This is a genomic window from Pedobacter sp. P26 (assembly GCF_050632135.1).
Classification (GTDB): domain Bacteria; phylum Bacteroidota; class Bacteroidia; order Sphingobacteriales; family Sphingobacteriaceae; genus Pedobacter.
Genome location: NZ_CP192574.1, coordinates 2,931,887 through 2,951,869, shown reverse-complemented (window position 1 = coordinate 2,951,869; position 19,983 = coordinate 2,931,887). Strand labels below are relative to the sequence as shown.

Sequence of the window (19,983 nt, the reverse complement as noted above, 5' to 3'; positions counted from 1 at the left end):
AAAAAAGATTTATGTTACAAAACTCAAAAGCATTCAGCTCATTTTCTGTAGACGATATACAGCAAGCGAAAGATTTTTATCAGGGAGTATTGGGTATCGAGGTTAAAGATAATCCAATGGGCGTAATTGAATTGGTTATTTCCGGATCGGCAGATGTATTACTTTATCCAAAACCAAATCATGTTCCGGCAACTTTTACGGTACTTAATTTTCCGGTTGAAAATATAGATCAGGCTGCCGACGAACTTATTGCCAGGGGAGTAAAGTTCGAGATTTACAATGAGGAGCATCTTAAAACGGACAGCAAAGGTATCTCACGGGGAAACGGTGGCCCAAACATTGCCTGGTTTAGAGATCCTGCCGGCAATATTTTGTCTATTTTGGAGACTAACTAAGTTTAGCCAGACTTTCGAAGTTTGCAAAGCGAAAAAGACATAGCACAAACTTCGAAAGTCTTTTCTCAGTCTTTGGTTGGTAGCTCACCAACCATGATTTAATTCAGGCCTAAGCTTAGATAGACTTCTGAAGTTGGCAAAACGCAAAGGCCATAGCGCAAACTTCGGAAGCTTTGCAACTAGCCTGTAAGCCCAAAACATTGGTGGGCAATTTCGTATTCTTCATTAGTTGAAATAACCAATATCTTAACCTTTGAATCGGATGTGTTAATCTCTTTTAGTTTACCATCATAGGCTGTATTTTGAGACGGATCTAATTCAATACCAAGATAATTCAGCTTTGAGCATACTGCCTCACGCATGTTGCTATCGTTTTCACCAACACCTGCGGTGAATATAATGGCATCTATGCCGTTTAGTATCGCTGCATAAGCGCCAATAAACTTCTTAATGCGGTAAGCATATAACTCAAGAGCTAAAATCGCGGCAGCATTTCCCTCGTTTACCAGTTTTCTGATGTCGCGCATATCACTTGAGCTACCTACTCCCAATAATCCTGACTGTTTGTTAAGCAAAGTACTCAATTGGTCCAGAGTATATCCAGAATGTTCCATTAAATGAAAAATAACCGATGGATCGATATCTCCGGAACGTGTACCCATCATTAACCCACTTAAAGGACCAAACCCCATACTGGTATCTATTGATTTGCCATCTTTAATAGCCGTTATACTGCAGCCGTTACCTAAGTGGATGCTGATTATTTTACTGGCTTTTTTGTCTAACCAATTAATCGCCTGCTCACTTACATATTTATGGCTGGTACCATGAAATCCATATACCCTGATGCCATATTCTTTATAATACGATTCTGGAATGGCATAACGGTAAGCCTGTTCTGGTATAGTTTGATGAAAAGCAGTATCGAATACTGCGATTTGTTTCGCATTTACAAAGGTCTGTTCGGCCACTTCAATGCATTTATAATTAACAGGATTATGTAAAGGAGCAAGCGAGAAAAGTTTTTTGATCTGATGTTTTACCTCGTCAGTAATAATGGTCGGGCCTGAAAAATGTTCACCGCCATGTACTACACGATGGCCAACAGCTGCAATATCATCCGGGCTGGCTATTACCGCATATTCTCCCTCTGTTAGTATTGCTAAAACCTGTTTTAATGCTTCACCATGGCTGGCTATAAAGCCTGACTCTTCAATACTATATTTTTCACCATCGCTATAAACCGTATGTTTTATAAAAGAGCCTTCAATGCCAATCCGCTCTACCAACCCACTGCAAACAGGCGCTTTTTCCGGCATTTTAAAAAGTTGGTATTTTAAGGAACTACTTCCCGAATTAATTACTAAAATGTTCATATTAAATATCCTGGCATTGAATTGCTGTAATTACAACGGTGTTAAAAATATCATCTACCGTACAGCCACGGCTTAAATCGTTTATTGGTTTGTTTAGTCCCTGCAACATCGGACCAATTGCTAATGCACCTGTTTCGCGTTGTACCGCCTTATATGTATTGTTGCCTGTATTTAAATCGGGGAAAATCAGTACACTTGCTCTACCCGCTACTTCAGATCCAGGGAGTTTTTGTTTGCCCACAAGTGGATCTACAGCAGCATCATATTGTATGGGTCCTTCAATTTTTAATTCCGGATGCCGCGCTTTAACTATGGCAGTGGCTTCTCTTACCCGTTCTACATCTTCACCTTCGCCTGATGTGCCAGAAGAATAAGACAGCATGGCAATACGTGGTTCAATGCCGAATTTGGCACTGCTTTCTGCCGAAGAAATTGCGATCTCAGCTAATTGCTGCGCTGTAGGATTGGGATTAACCGCACAATCGCCAAATATGGCCACCCGTTCTGGCAGGCACATAAAGAAAATGGATGAAACCACCGATACACCGGGCTTTGTTTTAACAAATTGTAAAGCAGGCCTGATGGTATGCTGTGTGGTATGTACAGCACCCGAAACCATTCCATCGGCATCACCTTTGTAAACCATCATGGTTCCGAAGTAAGATACATCGGTCATCATATCTCTGGCCATTTCGAGGTTTACATTTTTGGTTTTGCGTAATTCATGTAAGGTATTTACGTAATCATTGTAATGCGACGAATGTCCTGGATTGTGGATTTTTAAGGCATTGGTATCTAAATTTAATCCAAGTCTCTTAATGCTATTGGTAATTTCAACCGGATCGCCCAAGAGTGTAATGTCTACAATATCCTGTGTAATGAGTTTTTCTACTGCCTTTAAAATACGCTCATCATTACCTTCTGGTAAAACGATGTGTTTTTTATCGCGTTTGGCCCATTTAACCAATTGATACTGGAACATGTGAGGAGTAATACCCTGATAACTAAAAGTGATGATTTTATCATCCAGTGCTTTTATATCCACATATTTTTCGAAAAGCTCTATTGCCAATGCAATTTTTTTCTTGTTTTCGATTGTGATCTTTGAGTGAATACTGCCAATAGTTGTTGTAGTTTCAAAAGTTCCCTTCTTTACCGCTATAATTGGGATAATGGTCTGTAAACCTTCAATTAATTTGATAATCGGCTCATCAGGTAAACTCCCGGCAGTTAAAACAATACCTGCAATTTTAGGATAATTGGCTGATAAATTGGCCTGAAGTGCACCAATAATAATATCGCCGCGGTCGCCTGGAGTAACAATAAGCAGGTTATCTTTAATATGCCTTAAAAAATTAGGTAACATCATGGCGCCTGTTACGAAATTATCAACCTGATTATCCATCAGTTCAGTACCGAAAAGTACCTCGCCACCTAACGCCAATGTGATTTCTTGCATGGTTGGACTTTGCAGACCTGTCTCGGTAGGAATAACAGCGATAAGTAATTCGGCAGGCAATTGATTGCTTAAAGCTTGTTTAATACGGTCTGCTTCTTCCGGATTCACCATATTGGCCACCACACCTAATACCTGTACATCGCGCAACAGAAAGTTACGGTAAATATTGATGGCCGATTTAAAAAGCTGACTTGCCGTTTTGTTCTTTCCCGATACCACTATTAAAACCGGCGCCCCTAAGTTTTTGGCCATTAAGGCATTCGATTCGAATTCAAATGCCATGCCTTCGCCTAAAAAATCGCTTCCTTCAATTACGGTGAAATCGTAGTTATCTTCTAGTTTTTTATATTTACTGATAATGGTATTGATAATTGCGCCACTATCTTCTGCCTGGTGCAGCATTTCTTGCCTGGTAAAAGCAAAAGCATCCTCATAGTTAACAGGAAGCGAAAAATAGTTTAACATCGCTTCTACATGTTCATCCTTTTTATTCGGATCGTCTTGCGCAATAATTGGTTTAAAATAGCCTACTTTTTGGGTTTTGCCAGTAACATATTGATCATCCCGAAAGCAATTACTGATTTTCCGGTATAAGGTTCGGCCGAAGCAATGAATATATTTTTAGTCATAATAATGAGCAATTTTATTGGAATAACCAATTAAGCCCAATATAGTTGGAAATATTTATTTTAAAAACTAAAGTAGGTTAAGTTTTAAAAGGTTACACAAAGCCGTTATTAAATGGGTTTCAGAAGGATGTTTAAGGACCAGATAAAAAACCGGATTAATATGGCTTTACCGGTGGATTAAACCATTCTTAAGCTGTTCTTTACGCATTTGACTCAATTAATAACTTTAACATTTTTAGCCTGTGTATGAGTGGCAGGTTCACTTTTGCATCAGGATTAAGCTTTAAAGGCATAAAATGGCTTTCCAGGAAATGGGCATAATCGGTGATTACGGTAGCCTGATTCAGATAAATTGGAACCTCTTGCTTACCGGCTTGGGTAAAAAAATCTTCCAGCTGTTGTATTTCTTGGATAGTCATGCTACAAAGTTATCATTATGTAATGAGTCGGGATAAACAAAATGAAGCATTGATAAGTATCTCTCTCATGTTCAATCTAAAATAAATTTTTAGCTGCTGTTGTAAATATCCGAAATCTAATTTTAGCACTAAAAATTTTAGTTTAAATTTGTGCTTCCCTAATGAATGTTTTTATGGTGTGGACAGAGAATGGATAATAGTGAAATGAAAAAAGATATCCTTCATTCTGATATAATTCAGGATGTTTCATTAATTAAAAAAGAATATTACCGAAAAGAAACCGTGTGGCACCGGGACTGGAAGCTGGCTTTTCCATTGTCGTTTAGAGAGGTTGCCTTTTATGATGCTGCCAATTCCGATATTCACCGGGCCGATATATTTACGCCGTCAGGTTATACCATCGAGTTTCAAAATTCGCCAATAACACTTGCCGAACTTAATAGCAGGGAGGCTTTTACCCAAATTTGATATGGGTATTAAATGGTAAAAAATTTAAGGGCTTTAAAATATTGAAACATTTGCCTGATGTAGATGATCCGAAACTAAAGGATTATGAGTTCTGTCATTCCGATCATCTTTCGATGATTAGGAAAGCTGAGAGTAATACAAAGAATAACCAATCCAAAAATACTTAATTTTTACCATCCTGAACTACAGGGGATTAAATTCACCTCCAACTTATATTCTTTTTGCTGGAAACAACCGCATAGTGTATGGTATTCAGCTACCGCTAAAATTATTGTTGATTTAGGGGGACATTTTTTGTATGAGCTAAAACAGCGTAAGCAATTAAATGGAAATTATCCATACTTAAAAATGTTGAAGAGAAAAACATTTATCGATTGGCATACCCCTCCAGAAGTTTAAAACAAAATATAAGCTAAAAATGCATCTGAGATTTCGATACAGATAGGGGAAAGGAATAAAAGGAGGCTGTATCAAAGTAAATCTAGCAGTTAAGGCCATAATTTTATTTCGTTTCTCGTCATTCTCGCGCAGGCGGGAACCACGCAGTGCTCAGCGAAGCTAATCATAAAGCGTGCTTCAATAGCAATAGGATCCCCAATCAAATTGGAATGACGAAGTATCAAAATATAATTTGCTTAGTGAGCCAGCGTAAATCCTTTTGATACAGCCTCTCAGCAATGTTACTTCATGCTGTCGTTTATTTTATTGATCATCACTAAATGGCTTTGAACAATTGGTGCAGTTTTAGTTGCAAAAGATTTAAGATCTGCATCTTTTCCATCTTTTGATTCATCTTCCATTAATTTTAAGGTAGATTTATGTCCGTCAACCATGGCGCTAACATAAGCCTTATCAAAATCTACACCTGTTTTTTTGCTCAGGTCATCCATTTTTTTCTTGTGCTCATCATCTACTGTACTTGGAAGCGTAATGTTTTTTTGTTTTGCTATCGCCATTAATTCGGTATTTGCCATACCATGGTCTTTAACCATCATGGTTGCAAATTCTTTAACCTGCGGATTACTGCTTTTTTCGAGTGCCATTTTTCCCAATTCTACTTCGGCCATACCGCCTACAGCGGCCTGTGTAGTAAATTTGGCATCAGCTTCTTCAACTGCAATTCCGCCCGTGGCTGCAACGTTAGAGGTGGTGTCTTTTGCACTGTTTAAACTATCGGCACTTTCTTTGGCATCTTTATTTCCTCCATTACAAGCCTGAAAGGCTAGGGCAAAAATGGCCATTACATAAATTAACTTTTTCATATACATTGTTTTTGTTGTATATGGATAACATGTTTTGACGCAAAAGGGTTTTAAGCTTTTTGAATAGTTGTAAAATCAGATAACAATCAGTTTAGTCAGAATACTAAATAAGTTAACAGGGATAGGTTGATATTCTGCTAAAAGCCCCTGACATGAATTATCCCCTTCGAACCCGGTTGACTTCTTAGCATTCAGCTTCATTAAATGTGGGGGCAATGATAAAAGAAAGAACCTGTATCATAACTATAGAATCATCCTGAACTCATTAATAACCTTTCTTAAATGTCTTAAAAAGCGTTTCGATACTTCGTCAAGCTCAGTACAGGTTAGGCTCAACGTGACAAATTCGATTGAATACAATTTATGATACAGCTCTCTTTTGTTTAAATTTTTACAATTTTACCCTTTTAGCTTTTGGTTCTGGTTTTTCAGGTAATTGTATCGATAAAATCAAATCAATGCTTTCCGAATTGGTTTCATAATCGGCTGCAATTTTTTCCCATCTTTTTAATTCTGCCTGTAAGGTTTCAATTTCCTTACCTAAGGATTCGATCTTATTCTGGATTGATTTTCTAACGTTAGTATTTGCCATAACACAAAATTATGATTTGATGGCATATCTTCGAACTTCTTTTTGCCAGTTGTGCTAATAAAAATTGCTAAGTGTTCTATTTCAATGGGTTTTATTCTTATAAAATTTTCAACAATGGTTAAGAACAGTAGAATTTGCGACCGTAATATAAAATTGTATAATCATTTGCTATTTTTACCCAACATCCCTAAAGAATATGAAGAAAAATAGTAGCTGCGATCTTAATACGTGTTTTATGTGCCAATTCACATTAAAAGAGTGGCATCCTGCTATTGAGAGCCATAAACGAAATTTGGTTGTCAAAAAAGGGGAGGTGATTATCAACGAAGGAGATCCTGTTAGTGGTGTATATTTTGTAACTTCTGGCAATGTGAAAGTGCATAAACAATGGGGCGATAAGGAACTAATTTTACGCTTTGCAAATGATGGTGCCATAATCGGACATCGGGGAATTAGCAGCACCATTTCTACTTACCCGATTTCTGCAACTGCATTAGAAACCACTAAACTTTGTTTTGTTGATATCGAATTTTTAAATCAACGATAAAAGTAAACCAGGAATTTGCCTATGGTTTATTGATGTTTTATGCCGATGAACTGCATGCTTCAGAAAAGAAAATGCGTAATTTGGCTTTAATGTCGGTAAAAGGAAGACTTGCAGTAGCCATTTTAGGATTGAGAGATCAATTTGGCTTAAATGAAGAAGGTTTTCTAAATCTGGCATTGAGCCGTCAGGATCTGGCTGCATTTACCGGTGCAACTTATGAAACCGTTTTTAGAACAATGAATGAGCTGCTCGCTGAAAAATTAATTATAGTTGATGGAAAAAACATCGGTATTTTAAATGAACCCGGATTAATTGATTTGGGTAATAAGTAATTACAATTTAAGCTTTTTATTTTTACCCCGCTATTGTCATACTGAGCGTATTTGAAGAGTCTTTTCAAATATTCATTTGCACAGTTTCACTGTAAGTTTTTTTGCATTAAATCTTATATATGTTGGGAATCGTTTTATGTGGTGGACAAAGTTTGCGCATGGGCACTGATAAAGGTTTGCTTAGCCATCAGGATAAACTCTGGGCGAAGGTGGCAGCTGATAAACTGATATCGCTAAACCTCCCCGTAAAATTTTCGGTCAATCCACTGCAGCAACCAACTTATGCGCATTATTTCGACGATCAGCAGCTGATTTCAGATAATCCTTCTCTTGATGTGAGAGGACCATTGCTGGGGATGCTTTCCGCACATTTATCGGATACTGAAGAAGATTTGTTTTTATTGGCTTGCGATATCTTGTTGATGGAATCCAGGTTGCTGAAAAAACTTATCCATTCAGCCAAAGCTGATGATTCTTTCGATGCCTACATCTTTACCAAGGACGGGCAACAAGAGCCCTTATGTGGAATTTATAAATCGGAAGGGTTAAAAAAATCATCTTTATGCTTCAAAATAATGCGCTGGTTAAACATAGTATGAAATATATATTGGGCAATTTACGGGTCAGCGAAATCGCTGTTAAGGAACATGATTATCGTTATTTTCTTAACTTTAACTCCCATGCTGAAATAAACGGTTTATAACCGGAGCTCAACAGGTGAGTTGTAAAGGTTGAATATCTTAGGTTTATTCTTAAATCTCATCGTCATGCTGAACTTTTTTCGGCACCTTTTTTCGGCAGGAAAGACCCTGACCACGGAGTAGCTATTAGGCCTTTAATAATATAAATACTGCTAATAAAATAAATTCAGGGGTGTTAAAATATGTCATTAAATTCAGCTTTACAAAAGCTGTAATACTGATTGATCAATTTTAGTAAAATTATCTTTCTCCCCATCGCATAGGGTACAGCAATAATCATCTGGTAAATCTTTAAATGCCGTGCCCGGAGTAATGTTATTTTCAATTTCCCCGATCTGCTCGTTGTATACAGTTAAACAATTATTACATTGGTATAAAAATATGCCATCTTTTATTGCAGCTTCTTCTATTTGGAAGTTTTGTTTTTGCTTACCTGTTTTAATCGAGTCTAAACGGTATTTGTAAAACTTAAATACAGCGCGTCTCAGTTGTTCTGGTAACAAAAAACGAGGATTGCTTCGGCTAAAAATTTCGCCGGTTCTCTCATTGGGGTTAAAATCTTTCGCACACAAAATATCATAAACAGGGAATAGTTTTATACCCAGAAAATTAATAACATGACGTTTTTGGATCAGGATACTACTAAAAACCTCACTTTTTTTACGGGTTTTAATGCCAAAGCATATCCCAAATGTCCGGGTATCATCAATGCTTAAATGTTTAACCAGAAAGCTTTTTAAGGCTAAACCTTCGTTACAGTTATCCTCTACCTGAAAATTTAGCTCATTAGCCGCATGTCGCATATTAATTTCAAATTCTTCCAGTAGAGCATTCCAACGATTTTTATCTTTTTCATCAATCCCTTTTATAATGATGCTTTTCCAGGAAGTACAGCACAATTGACCGAGTTTGGTATCTAAACAGAGCTGGCAGATTTTTTTAAAAATGCAATGTTGAATAGCTCATCTCGCCTGTAAATACCCAGCCAATATTTATTATTATAGCGGTTTAAACCTTCATAGTACGGCAGGTTAAATGAAGATAGCGATACTGTATTTTCTGCTGGTTTAAGAATGAAGCTTTCCGTATCTAATCGTGCAAAAAGATCTTCGCCATTAGCTAAAACATTATCAACAAAACATGTTGCATTATTTGTAATAATAGTTTCTAATACTTTGGTTACCTGTGCGATATGGTTAGTATAACATAGCTGATTCCACTCGTAGGTTACATTAGTTTTAGGAAAGCGAATGATCAAATGCCAATAGTGTTCTGATTGTGAAGAGGCAATCCAGTTAATATTTCCCGTTAGCATGGGTGTGAAACTCTGGTCGCTGTCGCAGATATTTACTTTTATGCAAGGTTTAAAATCAATATCATCCAAAATATCTTTATATACACCTTCGGTAAGCCAGGTTTTGCGGATGAAAATTTCTTCAGCCGGGTATGAACTGATGATGTTTGGGAAATTATTGCTGTCTACTTCATAGTCAATCCCAAGTTTATCCATTTCACCCGTAAAGATGTCAATATTGTAGCTCGTCGTATCAAGCAACAACTGTTGGCGAAGACCGAAACGAACATACTGAATCCTTGCCTTGGTTGCCGCAACCAGAATGTTGTACAAATTGCCCGGTGATATGATTCCTCCCGGAAAATTAATGATAATGGTTTGATACATAACTTAACTGTTTAGAAGACCAAATTCAGCTATTGCTTTTGGGAAATTCTTGTTTTCGTGACCTGGCCGGCATAATTTTAAAAGTGCAAATCTTTGTATGTTAGTAAGTTTTCGCCATTGACTTATGGAAAACAGTAACTGTAATCCGGCCGACTTTTCTTTAAGCATTGCCGGGATCTGATGTAAATTTGCCCAATCGGGCAAGGGATCGATAGCCAGTGTAGTGGCCTGGTTACCGGTATATTTAGTAATGAGGCCAATAAGGAACTGATGGTATTTATCTGTTTGTTCCTGGGTTGAAACCGGAAGTAGTGCCAGTTGAATTCTTTCGGATGGATGAAATTTACTCCATTCTGCCAATTTTAACTTTATTCCTGCTGCATCCATTTTAAAACGCACGACCATAGGGATGCAACGCACATTTTCTTCAATAAAATCTTCTTCGAACTTAAAATATTCAATCGCTTTTAGATTTTTAAATTCTGAAGGACCTGGTTTTACTTTCATCATTTTGTTAAATTTTAAATATTCTTCAGCAATCTATCATCATTCCCGCGCACTCGGGAATCGTAATGCGACCTACGAAACCTACCGAAGCATTACGATTCCAAATCAAGTTGGGAATGACGATATGTCGCACCCTATCACCTCAACTTCCATGTTTTTTCAAAATTAATTTCTCAGGATGACGGACTGCCAAAACTTATAATCTATCTGCTAAAACCGGCTTAGACTCTGTTTTTAAAACATTTACAAACGAATCCAAAATCGCCTTTACCTCGGGCCTGCAACTCCCGCAGCCCATTCCGGCGCCTGTTAATTGGCAGAGCTGCAAATGATCTTTACAGCCATCTTTTATTTTATTGACTAGGTTGCCCTCGCCAACATTATTGCAACTGCATACAGTTTTACCGATCATAGGTTCGCTTGTTTTACCACTCCTTAATAGTTGAAGCCGTTTTTCGCTTAACTCCATTTTATTTTCGATCAGGTTCCGGAACTCCAAAAACTCACTTTTATCACCAATTAGTATCGCTCCAACCAGTTTATCATTGTGTACTATGCATTTTTTGTAATAACGTTTTGCTTTATCAATGAAAACAATTTCTTCGTAGGTGGGGTCGTTGTTTGGTATCTCTGACAGGCCTAAAGAGCAGAGTTCTAAACTGTGCATTTTAAGGATATTCATGAGCAGACTACCCTGATAGAATTTGGCTATATCACCACAGAGAAAGCGGGCTACTATTTCTGCCTGTTGTTCTGCAGCTGCAGTGATGCCGTACATCTGACCATTAAATTCTGCAATTTCGCCAATGGCATAAATGTCTTTTTCGTTGGTTCTCAGGTATTCATCAACCACAACGCCTCTTTTGCATTCAATTCCTGCTTCTTTAATCAGTTCTGTGTTTGGTACGGTACCTATGGCAATTACTAACGATTCACAATCGAGCAATAAACCGCTTTTTAAACGCAGACCCGAAATGCTTTTTTCGCCGATAATCCGGTCTACTTCATCATTATAGAAAAACTCGATGCCTTTGCTGATCAGTTCTTCATGCAATAACTGACTGCCTAATGCATCTAACTGTCGCCCCATTAATCTAGATATTCTTTGGATAATCGTCACTTTTGATCCTGTTTCAACCAATGATGTAGCCAGTTCGATTCCCAATAAACCACCACCTACAATCACTACTTTTCCATTGGTGGTATCAATGTGTTTTTTAAAACTGTCGGCATCGTTCCTGCTGCGCATGGTAAATATGCCGTTTAGTTTTGGGAGATCTTTAAGCACAAAAGCCCTGCTTCCGGTGGCCAGAAGCAGAACGTCGTAATAATGAATTTCTCCGTTGCTATCGGTAACGGTTTTATTTTCTTTGTTGATTTTTTCGATACCTAAACCCCGGTGCAGTTTAATTCTATAGTCGGTTTCCTCACTGTCGCTCATTTTAATGAGGTTATGCCAGGGTAAACTGCCAATAATATAATCGGGGAGAAGTACCCTGTTGTAAAAAGGGAAATTCTCTTTGCTGAAGATTTCGATATCATCTTCGTTATTTAAAGCTCTGTAACTTTTAACAAAACCACAGGCACCGGCACCGGCACCAATAACGATGATCTTTTGCCGGGCTTTTTGATACGATTTTACTTCAACCGCACTAAACTTGAAATCAGGTTCTTTACTTTGTGGATCTACCAGGTTATTGGTGAGATTATTCACCCTGTTTAGATCACTCTTTAAAATTTTACCCCAGTGCATGGGCATAAAAACCACTCCGGGCTTAATATCTTCCGAAAATCTAGCTTTTACACGGACATTTCCACGTAAACTGGAAATTTCGATGATATCATTGTCTTTAATGTTTCGAACTTCTGCATCAATGGGATTAATTTCTAAAAAGATTCGCTAATGTGCTGGTTTAGTTTATTTACTTTACCTGTTTTGCTCCGGGTATGCCATTGATCCCTGATTCTTCCTGTGGTTAAAATCAATGGATGTTCTGGTGTTAAAGCTTCCGATTGGTTCTGATCATTAAATGATAGAATATTGGCTTTTTTATCTGGGGTGTAAAATTGATGATCGGTAAATAGTCGCGCTGTTCCAAGCGCTTTTTCCTCTTTTGGATACGGCCATTGAACGGCTCTTTTTTCTTTTAAAACCTCATAATTAAGGCCGCTGATATCGATGTTGGTTCCTTCAGTAAGGGCTGCATGCTCGTCGTAAATTTCGGAGGCATTTTTAAAGTCGAAACCATGATAGCCCATTTTTTTTGCAAACCGGCAAATAATTTCCGAATCTGGTAAGGCTTCTCCAGGCGCTTCAGTTACTTTACTGAGGTAAGAAATATAGCGACCTGCATTAGTCATGGTACCTTCTTTTTCTACCCAGGCTGCTGCAGGCAATACCACATCAGCATATTTTAAGGTTTCTACTTTGTTGCTAATGTCTTGAACAACTACAAATTTTGCTTTTTTAAACCTTCTTCGGCTAATCGTACATCGGGCAGGCTGATCAGTGGGTTGGTACATAGAATCCATATTGCTTTGAGCTTTCCGGTATTCAGCTCATCGAACATTTCGGTTGCGGTTAAACCCGGTTTGGATTGAATGGTTCCCAATGGGATCTGCCAAAATTTTTCAACCTCATTCCGGTGACTTTCGTTAGCTATAACACGGTGTGCCGGTAATAAATTACTTAAACCGCCAACTTCCCGTCCACCCATGGCATTGGGCTGTCCGGTGAGGGAGAAAGGACCGCTACCTGGTTTGCCAATGTGTCCTGTAATCAGGTTCAGGTTAATTAATGAAAGGTTCTTGTTAGTGCCCACCACACTTTGGTTAAGCCCCATCGTCCACATGCTGATAAAACCTTTTGCATTGCCGATATAAGATGCAGCCAAACGGATATCACTTTCATCTATACCACAAATTTCTGCCGCTTCTTCCAATGAGGTTGCGAAAACAGTAGCACGGTATTTTTCGTAACCATTAGTACTATTAATGATAAAGTCGAGGTTAACTTTTCCATCTTCAATCAAACATCTGCCAATAGCGTGGTGCAGGGTAATATCGGTACCTGGATTAAGCTGCAGATGAACATCTGCTAATGAACAGGTTTGTGTTTTGCGGGGGTCGCTTACAATAATTTTTAGATCGGGGTTTTTCTGCTTTGCGGCTTCAACACGGCGCCATAGGATAGGATGGCACCATGCTGGATTTGCGCCTGCAACAAAAATACAATCGGCAATTTCAATATCATCATAACTAATGGGTACGGTATCTTCACCTAAGCTCATTTTATAACCAACAACCGCACTGCTCATACATAAGCGGCTGTTGGTATCGATGTTATTACTCCCGATAAATCCTTTAATTAATTTATTTACGACATAATATTCTTCTGTTAAACATTGTCCGCTGGCATAAAAAGCAACGCTGTCTGGACCGTGTTTTTTAATCAATGCTTTAAAAACAGCTGCTGTTCTTTCTAGTGCGGTATCCCAGCTTACCCTTTGGAGAGGCATGTTTTTATTATAACGCATTTCAGGGTAAAGCAGCCTGTCGCTTTTGTCATTTGCTGTATAATGAAGATTCATACCTTTACTGCACAACATGCCTTTATTAACAGGGTGGTTTTTGTCTCCTTCAACAGTTATCCGCTCATGGATATCTTTATTTACCACGATACCACAGCCCACTCCGCAATAACAGCAGGTGGTTGTTTTAGGCGATATGTTTTTTTCTTCTTTCAATGATCGGCTCCTATAGTATATTTTGTTAGCGTTCTTTATTTGCCAGAGGTAAGCACGAGGTCTTCTATTTGTGACGTTTTTTGTGCCATGACGGTTCTGAAGATGAATACTGCCACGCCAATTCCGAGGATAATAAAGCCAAGTAAGGTAAACGCGCTGGTATAATCGATCAGGTCTTTTTGAACGTTAAGGCCATTTTCGATTACATTTTTAGAAGCGTGACTGGCTTTGGCTTTAAACATAAAGGCAATAAGCATCGCTCCGATATTTCCGCCAGCGCCTACAATACCCGCCACACTACCAACTGCAACTGGATTAATGAAAGGAACAAGGCTGTAAGTTGCCCCGTTAGCCATTTTTAAACTCAGACCAAAAACGAACATCATAAAAATAGCCATTCCAATATTGCCCGATTTTGCAAACCAGATCAGACCGATTCCTTCTATTAAAAGTAATAGCGCAAGTAAAAGTGTTTTACCATCAAATCCCCATGTTTTACCAATTTTATCAGCAACAATTCCACCCAATGGCCTGGCAAAAATATTAATCCAGCCAAAAATACCTGCAACCATTCCGGCCACAGCTATGGTTGCGCCAAATGAATCTGTAAAAAAGATCGGAGCAAAATTGTCTACCGTAATTTCTACACCAAAACAGGCTGCATAAGCAATGGTTAAAATCCAGGTACGGTAATCTTTTGCAGCTAGTAAGAAGGTATTTTTGTTGCTTTTTAAGTTTTCATCTTTCAGGTTTTTAAAATCTCCCTGGGGGCTATCCAATGTGTAACGATGATATAAAAAAGAACAGATTAAAAGCATTACACCAGGAAAAATCATGGCATAACGCCAGCTGTCTTCAGTACTGCAGAAACCAAGAGCCGTAAAACCGGATGCAATTAAAGGCATAAATAAATTGGCTGCACCGCCGCCAGCGTTTCCAAAACCTCCTGCAGTTGCATTGGCTGTCCCTTTAATATTGGGCGCAAACATAATCGAAGTATGAAATTGGGTAATGACGAACGATGCACCAATTACGCCAATGGCCAGGCGGAAAAGCAAAAAGGAAGTGTAAGAGTGGCTGGTTCCAATTAATAGTACTGGAATGGCGCAAAGAACCAGAAGCCAGGTGTAGATCAGTTTTGGACCAAATTTATCAATTAATCGTCCAATTAATAAACGGGCAATGATGGTGGCTGATACTGACGCAATCTGAATGTTACCTACCTGATCTTTTGTAAGATGTAACTGTTCTCTTGCTATCTTCATCAAAGGTGCCATCCCGAACCACGCAAAGAAACAAAAGAAGAAAGTTAACCAGGTAATATGAAAGGTCTTCATCTGAACACCTTTGAGCGAAAATATATTTAATTTATCCAGCGGTTTAGTAATGGTGTTTAGTGTCATAACGGTCAGTTTAGGTGTAAATAAATAGGTTCCTTTAAAATTTATATCCCAAACCTACACCAACGTTCCATTTGCCATTTTTGACTGCAGTTTTAGGGTTATAATATAATGGTACTTGTAAAGCGATATGGCGAAATGCTGTTGTTAGTCCAAAGCCAAGATTAGGAGTAAGGGCCGCGTTTTTTGGTGCTCCAGCAGCAACTTTATCTTCTTTGATTCGCAAGCTTGGGAGTAGTCCTAATAAAACAGTATAAGGTTTTTTGCTGAATTTAATGCTGGGACCGGTACAGTTTATAAAAGCACCATGATCAACATATCCGGCAACAATAGTCCCATCGAATAAAACGGCTTTAGTTTGCGATTTAGCAGAAAAAAGAACAAGGTAAGTGCAAGGCAGCCTGTTATGGCTACAGAATTAGAAATTTTCATGTCGGTTTGGTTTGGGTTAAATTTTTATCCGGATAAAGTTTAAATCTTAGTGGGTCAGGTTAAGATTTTGGTGTTGTACCAATATAAACAGTTCCGTTTTCTATCTTTACAGGATAGGTTTTTAAGGCGCATTCATCACCGCTTAAACATTCGCCGGTACTCAACGAGAATGTTTTTTTATGGAAAGGGCAGGCTACCTTAGGTTCATCAGTAGTAGAGCCAATCATTCCACGGCTTAATGCCATTTGTTTTTTATGCGGGCATTCATTTTGTGTGGCGTACCACTCATTTCTTCTGGTGAAATAGAAAAGTGCAATCTGATCTTCACCATGTTTTACACAAACGCCACCGTTCTCAATGGCATCCTCGACTCGGCAGGCTGCAAGCCAATTTGATTGTTCATTCATCATTTAGGGGTTTATTAGGTTTGTAAAGTTTCTTGATTAAGCTGTTTTCCATTCGGCTGTTCTTTTTTGTCCGCGCATTTCAACAAATTCTATAGTTGGGTCTTTATCTTCCGGTGCATTTACAAAATGAGAGAAACGCTTTCTGATCGCTGGGTTTTCTACGGCTTCTTTCCATTCGCATTTGTAAGAATCGATTAAGTTTTCAATTTCATTTTCCCACTGAGCGGCCATTCCTAAACTATCGTTGATGATTACGTTACGCAGGTAATCTATCCCGCCTTCCATTTTGTTCAGCCAGGTTGCGGTCCGGGTAAGAGGATCAGCAGTGCGGATATAAAACATTAAAAATCTATCGATGTATTTAATGCAGGTTTCGCTGTCGAGATCTGTTGCCAGTAAAAGAGCATGTTGAGGCTTGCTTCCACCGTTTCCGCATACATATAAATTCCAGCCTCTTTCGGTGGCAATAATCCCAAAATCTTTACTTTGGGCTTCTGCGCATTCTCTGATACAGCCACTTACCGCCGATTTGAATTTATGCGGCGCACGTATGCCCCTGTATCTTTCTTCAATTCTGATGGCAAAACTTACGCTATCGTGCAAACCAAATCTGCACCAGGTACTTCCAACACAGCTTTTAACGGTTCTTAAGCCTTTTCCATAAGCATGTCCGCTTTCAAAACCTGCAGCAATTAATTCCTCCCAGATAATAGGAAGATCGTTAAGGTGTGCACCGAACATATCAATACGCTGACCTCCGGTAATTTTGGTGTAGAGGTTATATTTTTTAGCTACTTCGCCAATTACTATCAATTTATCGGGTGTAATTTCTCCGCCCGGAACCCTTGGTACTACTGAGTATGAGCCACCTTTTTGTATGTTGGCCAGAAAACGGTCGTTACTATCCTGTGCCACATCATTGCCCTTTTTAAGGATCATTTCGTTCCAAATACTGGCAAGGAGCGATGATACCAATGGTTTACATACTTCGCAACCATCATTTTTGCCCAATGCGTCCAGTACTTCATCATAACTTTTTAATTCGTGGATATGGATAAGATCGAAAAGTTCTTGCCTACTGTAGTTGAAGTGTTCGCAGATAACATTTTTGATGTATTTACCCTGCGATTTCAAAGTATAGGTCATTAAATCTTTAACCATCGGCAAACAGCCTCCACAACCTGTACCTGCTTTGGTGCATTTCTTCAGGTCATCGATGTTTTCGCAAGATCCATCAGCAACTGCCGAGCAGATGTCGCCTTTGCTAACACCTTCACAACTACAGATTAATGCACTGTCTGGTAAAGCTGTAATTCCGGCACCTCCTGCAGGTTCACTGCCTCCACGTGTACCCAATATCAGTTCTTCAGGATTCTCTGGTAGCACGATCCGGTTATTAGAGGTTTGCAACAGCAAGTTATACGCTGTTGCATCTCCAATTAATATACCTCCTAAAAGGTATTGCCCGTCATTACTAACATTTATTCTTTTATAAACGCCTTTATGTTTGTTTTCGAAGATGATGGTACGGCAATCCGGCTCGGTGATAAAATTATCGCCAAAACTGGCCACATCAATGCCGATTAGTTTGAGTTTGGTGCTCATATCAAATCCGGTAAATGTTTTATTTCCTTCGCAAAGATTTGCGGCCAATACCTCGGCCATTTCGTAGCCCGGCGCAATCAAACCATAAATCATTCCATCATATAAAGCGCATTCACCAATGGCAAATACCGCCGGATCGCTGGTCTGCATTTTTTCGTCAACTACAATTCCGCCTCTTGGACCAACCTCAATGCCGCAGGCCTTGGCCAGTTCATCGCGTGGTTTTATGCCGGCAGAGATTACCAGCATGTCGACATCCAATATCGTATCGTCGCTAAATTTTAAAGCCGTAATACTGCCATCGCCTTCAATACTTGTGGTGTTTTTATTTAAGTGGATCTGTAAACCAAGATCTGCGAGTTTAGATTTAAGCATATCGCTACCTGCAGCATCAATTTGCCTGGGCATTAAGCGCGGTGCAAATTCAATAATACTGGTTTTTTCAATCCCCAGATCAATCAATGCTTTAGCGGCTTCTAGTCCTAATAAACCGCCTCCTATAACTGAAGCTGTTTTGGCCTTTTTTGCATAACTACTTATGAGGTCAAGATCTTCTATAGTACGGTAAACAAAAACACCTTCTTTTTCAATGCCGGGGATATTTGGCACAAAAGCGCCGGAACCGGTAGCAAAAACAAGAACATCGTAGTTATAATCCACACCATTGGCAGTATAAACTTTTTGAAGGTCGCGATCTATTTTAGTAACAGGGTTATTGAGAAATAAGGTAATACTTTGCTCCTGGTACCAGTTTTCTGTAGAAAGGGAGAGGTCATCGGCGGTTTTGCCATTAAAATATTCACTTAAATGAACACGATCATAAGCCCTGCGGGGTTCCTCTCCAAAAATGATAAGATTAAAAGAAGAAGTTTTTGATCTAAGCTTTTCGCAGAATTTATATCCCACCATTCCATTTCCTATTACGATTATTTGTGGTTCTTTCATAAATCTTAAAGGTGTTTAGTGTTTTTTGGTTTCTGTATGTTGTTTTTTTAGATTATTTATTCTGATGTATGTTTTTTTTCGCTAAACAATCCATTTAAAAATACATAATTCAACATTTATATGATTTTTGATATTCAAATATAGAATATTACTGAACTAAAACTCATATAAAAATGATTTTTATCATAAAAAAATTAAACTTTTTAATATTTTTTCATCACTTTTATACTTAAATAGCTAAATCATTAAAATTATGAATCAAAAAACTAACGATTTTGGACTTTTTATAATGGGCGGAGGTCCTGGCGACCCTGAATTAATTACAATAAAGGCGTTTAATGTATTAAAAAGAGCCGAAGTTATTCTTTATGACAACTTGAGTAATGAAAAATTGCTGGAAATTGCTCCGAAAAGCTGTAAAATGATCTATGTTGGTAAGCAACCTTATGGAAAATACACACCACAAGAGAAAATAAATGAATTAATTGTCGAGAATGCCCAAAATTACCAGGTAGTAGTGCGTTTAAAGGGCGGAGATCCCTTTATTTTTGGTCGCGGCTTCGAAGAATTGATTTACGCAGAGGCCAGAGGCATTAAATGCCATTATATTCCGGGTATAAGTAGTATGCAAGGCGCAGGTTTTATCGATGTGCCTTTAACACACCGTGGAATCAGTGAAAGTGTTTGGATACTTACCGGAACTAAAAAGGATGGAAGTTTAAACAACGATTTAAAATGTGCCATGAAAAGTTCGGCTACCGTAGTGATATATATGGGGATGAAAAAGGTTGGCGAAATTTCTAAAGCCTATTGTGATGCAGGTTTGGGTGATATGCCTGCCGCAATTATTCAGCATGCTACCTTACCCAATCAAAAGCAAGTAGTATGTTCGGTACAGCGTTTACAGGAATCTGCAGAACAGGCGGGCTTAACTTATCCGGCTATTATTATTATAGGTAATGTGGTGCAAGCTAAAGCCTATGCGAATCTCAATCAGGCAGAATTGTTGTCGGCGTAGATAGGTTCATTAGTTCAATGATCATTGGTTCATTAGTCATTGGTTTAACCTGTTAATTGATA

At 38.5% G+C, this 19,983-nt stretch carries 19 protein-coding genes and 2 pseudogenes; 6 read left to right on the top strand and 15 right to left on the bottom strand.

The features are described from left to right. Positions 1 to 11: 11 nt before the first annotated feature. On the top strand, positions 12 to 395 hold the full coding sequence (locus ACQ86H_RS13775) for a VOC family protein (RefSeq protein ID WP_138821250.1): 384 nt from the start codon (positions 12 to 14) through the stop codon (positions 393 to 395). 179 nt (positions 396 to 574) lie between these two features. Here the strand turns inward: ACQ86H_RS13775 and ACQ86H_RS13770 are convergent, their stop codons facing one another. From ACQ86H_RS13770 to ACQ86H_RS13760, 3 genes are all read right to left on the bottom strand, one after another. Next, the gene (locus tag ACQ86H_RS13770; protein ID WP_431295198.1) at positions 575 to 1,771 is read right to left on the bottom strand and encodes an acetate/propionate family kinase; all 1,197 of its coding nucleotides are present in this window, start codon (positions 1,769 to 1,771) and stop codon (positions 575 to 577) included. A gap of 1 nt (position 1,772) precedes the next feature. Further along, positions 1,773 to 3,740, bottom strand: a complete 1,968-nt coding sequence (pta, locus tag ACQ86H_RS13765) for a phosphate acetyltransferase (RefSeq protein WP_431295398.1) — start codon at positions 3,738 to 3,740, stop codon at positions 1,773 to 1,775. Positions 3,741 to 4,059: 319 nt separating this feature from the next. Next, positions 4,060 to 4,278 (bottom strand): DUF6965 family protein, encoded by a 219-nt coding sequence (locus ACQ86H_RS13760; RefSeq protein WP_029276033.1) that lies wholly within the window; start codon positions 4,276 to 4,278, stop codon positions 4,060 to 4,062. Between the two features lie 204 nt (positions 4,279 to 4,482). Here ACQ86H_RS13760 and ACQ86H_RS13755 point away from each other — a divergent pair, with 204 nt between their 5' ends. After that, positions 4,483 to 4,746, top strand: a complete 264-nt coding sequence (locus tag ACQ86H_RS13755; protein ID WP_431295197.1) for a hypothetical protein — start codon at positions 4,483 to 4,485, stop codon at positions 4,744 to 4,746. Positions 4,747 to 5,426: 680 nt separating this feature from the next. Here the strand turns inward: ACQ86H_RS13755 and ACQ86H_RS13750 are convergent. Continuing rightward, positions 5,427 to 6,008 (bottom strand): DUF4142 domain-containing protein, encoded by a 582-nt coding sequence (locus tag ACQ86H_RS13750; RefSeq protein ID WP_431295196.1) that lies wholly within the window; start codon positions 6,006 to 6,008, stop codon positions 5,427 to 5,429. A 391-nt stretch (positions 6,009 to 6,399) separates the two neighbouring features. Continuing rightward, positions 6,400 to 6,600, bottom strand: a complete 201-nt coding sequence (locus ACQ86H_RS13745; RefSeq protein ID WP_121285015.1) for a hypothetical protein — start codon at positions 6,598 to 6,600, stop codon at positions 6,400 to 6,402. 235 nt (positions 6,601 to 6,835) lie between these two features. On the opposite strand from ACQ86H_RS13745, the gene ACQ86H_RS13740 reads away from it, so the two are divergent. From ACQ86H_RS13740 to ACQ86H_RS13730, 3 genes are all read left to right on the top strand, one after another. Next, positions 6,836 to 7,147, top strand: a complete 312-nt coding sequence (locus ACQ86H_RS13740; RefSeq protein WP_431295195.1) for a Crp/Fnr family transcriptional regulator — start codon at positions 6,836 to 6,838, stop codon at positions 7,145 to 7,147. A gap of 32 nt (positions 7,148 to 7,179) precedes the next feature. Then, a complete protein-coding gene (locus ACQ86H_RS13735) occupies positions 7,180 to 7,479 on the top strand; it encodes a Crp/Fnr family transcriptional regulator (protein WP_431295194.1) in 300 nt (99 codons plus the stop codon). Between the two features lie 119 nt (positions 7,480 to 7,598). Beyond that, the gene (locus tag ACQ86H_RS13730; protein WP_431295193.1) at positions 7,599 to 8,078 is read left to right on the top strand and encodes an NTP transferase domain-containing protein; all 480 of its coding nucleotides are present in this window, start codon (positions 7,599 to 7,601) and stop codon (positions 8,076 to 8,078) included. A gap of 302 nt (positions 8,079 to 8,380) precedes the next feature. On the opposite strand, the gene ACQ86H_RS13725 is transcribed toward ACQ86H_RS13730, so the two are convergent. The 10 genes and pseudogenes from ACQ86H_RS13725 to nirB all read right to left on the bottom strand — a co-directional run bounded on the left by ACQ86H_RS13725 (position 8,381) and on the right by nirB (position 18,903). Next, positions 8,381 to 9,079 (bottom strand): rubredoxin, encoded by a 699-nt coding sequence (locus ACQ86H_RS13725; protein ID WP_431295192.1) that lies wholly within the window; start codon positions 9,077 to 9,079, stop codon positions 8,381 to 8,383. A gap of 17 nt (positions 9,080 to 9,096) precedes the next feature. Further along, positions 9,097 to 9,861 carry a hypothetical protein gene (locus ACQ86H_RS13720; RefSeq protein WP_431295191.1) on the bottom strand — a complete coding sequence of 255 codons (765 nt, stop codon included), beginning with the start codon at positions 9,859 to 9,861 and terminating at the stop codon, positions 9,097 to 9,099. Positions 9,862 to 9,864: 3 nt separating this feature from the next. Continuing rightward, positions 9,865 to 10,371: a nitrate reductase associated protein gene (locus ACQ86H_RS13715; RefSeq protein WP_431295190.1), complete on the bottom strand. Its 507-nt coding sequence runs from the start codon at positions 10,369 to 10,371 to the stop codon at positions 9,865 to 9,867. A 193-nt stretch (positions 10,372 to 10,564) separates the two neighbouring features. Next, positions 10,565 to 12,082: an FAD-dependent oxidoreductase gene (locus tag ACQ86H_RS13710; protein ID WP_431295189.1), complete on the bottom strand. Its 1,518-nt coding sequence runs from the start codon at positions 12,080 to 12,082 to the stop codon at positions 10,565 to 10,567. Between the two features lie 3 nt (positions 12,083 to 12,085). After that, positions 12,086 to 12,205: pseudogene (locus ACQ86H_RS13705) on the bottom strand (molybdopterin dinucleotide binding domain-containing protein); the annotation flags it as partial. Positions 12,206 to 12,255: 50 nt separating this feature from the next. Continuing rightward, positions 12,256 to 14,045, bottom strand: a pseudogene (locus ACQ86H_RS13700) (molybdopterin-dependent oxidoreductase). A 104-nt stretch (positions 14,046 to 14,149) separates the two neighbouring features. Next, positions 14,150 to 15,517 (bottom strand): MFS transporter, encoded by a 1,368-nt coding sequence (locus ACQ86H_RS13695; RefSeq protein ID WP_138821259.1) that lies wholly within the window; start codon positions 15,515 to 15,517, stop codon positions 14,150 to 14,152. Positions 15,518 to 15,551: 34 nt separating this feature from the next. Next, a complete protein-coding gene (locus ACQ86H_RS13690; RefSeq protein ID WP_431295188.1) occupies positions 15,552 to 15,740 on the bottom strand; it encodes a hypothetical protein in 189 nt (62 codons plus the stop codon). A gap of 265 nt (positions 15,741 to 16,005) precedes the next feature. After that, positions 16,006 to 16,356 carry a nitrite reductase small subunit NirD gene (nirD, locus tag ACQ86H_RS13685; RefSeq protein ID WP_246862784.1) on the bottom strand — a complete coding sequence of 117 codons (351 nt, stop codon included), beginning with the start codon at positions 16,354 to 16,356 and terminating at the stop codon, positions 16,006 to 16,008. 33 nt (positions 16,357 to 16,389) lie between these two features. Further along, complete coding sequence (gene nirB, locus ACQ86H_RS13680) at positions 16,390 to 18,903, bottom strand: nitrite reductase large subunit NirB (RefSeq protein ID WP_431295187.1); 2,514 nt, start codon at positions 18,901 to 18,903, stop codon at positions 16,390 to 16,392. 253 nt (positions 18,904 to 19,156) lie between these two features. Here nirB and cobA point away from each other — a divergent pair, with 253 nt between their 5' ends. Continuing rightward, the gene (gene cobA / locus ACQ86H_RS13675) at positions 19,157 to 19,921 is read left to right on the top strand and encodes a uroporphyrinogen-III C-methyltransferase (protein WP_431295186.1); all 765 of its coding nucleotides are present in this window, start codon (positions 19,157 to 19,159) and stop codon (positions 19,919 to 19,921) included. Positions 19,922 to 19,983 lie beyond the last annotated feature (62 nt).